Raw genomic sequence first — 1,850 nt, forward strand, 5'->3', positions numbered from 1 at the left:
ATAATGTTGTCTTTACTGTAACCGCCTCGAACACTGGGGCAGACAACGCTACTGGACTTACGATTACTGATGAACTTCCTTCTGGATACACATTTGTTAGTGCCAATGAATCAACCGGTACTTACAATAATGCCTCAGGGGTATGGAATATCGGTACACTCAACAATGCAGCTAATGCTACCTTAACAATAACTGCTACTGTACTTTCTACAGGCGACTATGGAAATACCGCCTCAGTAACTACTTTGGATCAATTAGACCCTGATAATGCAGATGATGCTTCTTCTGCAACGGTTGTTCCAGCAAGAGCGGACTTAGAAATTCAAAAAGTAGTTGATAATACAGCACCAAATGTCGGTTCGAATATCACTTTCACGGTTACCTTAACCAATAACGGACCAAGCACTGGATCGGCAACCGGCATTGAAATTACTGATCAACTACCAAGCGGATATACCTTCGTATCAGCCGCCCCAAGTGTAGGCACTTACGTTGCCGGTACTGGTGTATGGACTGTTGGTTCATTGGCAAAAGATGCTAATGCTACTTTGGCTATCGAAGCTACTGTTTTAGCTACTGGTGATTATGAAAACACGGCATCTGTGACAGCCGTTAACGAGTTTGACCCTAATGCAGGAAACAATACCGCTACTGCTACTTTAGTGACGCAATCAGCCGATCTTGAAGTTTCAAAAGTAGTGAGTGATGCGACGCCAAATGTTGGAGACGACATTACCTTCACTGTGAGAGTTAGTAACAATGGAACAGATCTAGCCACGGGAGTTTCTGTGACAGATTTACTTCCTGATGGATACACTTTTGTATCGAAAAACACAGGTTTCGGTTCTTACGATGAAAATAGCGGCCTTTGGACAATCGGTTCTGTTTCAACAACACAGACTGCAACATTAGAGATAGTAGCCACTGTACTTTCTACAGGTAATTATGATAACACAGCGACGATTACAGCCGCTGATCAAGGTGATCCAGTAACCGCTAATAACACTTCTACTGTAACGGTAGATACGCAGTTTGCTGACTTGAATATGAATAAGGAGGTTGACAATGCTAACCCAGTTCCGGGTGACGATGTCATCTTCACCGTAACACTAAGAAATGATGGTCCTGATGCAGCAACTAACGTCTCTATTACTGATCAATTACCTTCAGGATATACTTTCGTTTCAGCTAATGCTTCTCAAGGAAGCTATGTTGCTGGAACTGGTATGTGGACTGTCGGTACCATCGGAAACTCTGCCTCTGCTGTACTTTCTATCAGAGCAACTGTTTTAGCCTCTGGTGATTTCACCAATACGGCTTCAGTTACGGCTTCTGATCAGTTTGATACCGATACCGCTGACAATACATCGAGTACTTCAATCACTTTACAGCAAGCTGATATCGCCCTAACAAAAGTAGTCGATAATGCAACTGCCAATGTTGGGGAGAATGTAACCTTCACGGTAACTGCTACTAATAATGGTGATGATGCAGCCACTAGCCTGCAGGTGTTAGATCAACTACCAAGCGGATACACCTTCGTATCTTCTACTTCTACTCAAGGTACTTTTACCAGTAGTACAGGAATTTGGGCGATCGGTACCCTTCCGAAAGATGGTGTGGTGACCCTTGAAGTAATTGCAACGGTGCTCGCCAATGGCGACTTCACCAATACGGCTAGTGTAAACAACCTAGATCAGGTGGACAATGTTAGTGGTAATGATACTGCTAGTGTAATTGTAGATGCACCAAGAGCTGACCTGAGTTTGACTAAAACAGTTAGTTCTACTTCTCCTAATGTGGGTGATGTTATCACATTTACTGTAAGATTAACCAACAACGGTCCAGAT

Annotated in this window: 1 protein-coding gene; it reads left to right on the top strand. The window is 43.2% G+C overall.

The window, feature by feature from the left end; translation table 11 throughout:
* Window positions 1-1,850: hypothetical protein (locus tag JXQ92_RS19255; RefSeq protein WP_421988281.1), on the top strand; the 1,850-nt coding region annotated here is incomplete at both ends.

This window comes from Roseivirga sp. (assembly GCF_049099775.1).
Taxonomy (GTDB): domain Bacteria; phylum Bacteroidota; class Bacteroidia; order Cytophagales; family Cyclobacteriaceae; genus Roseivirga.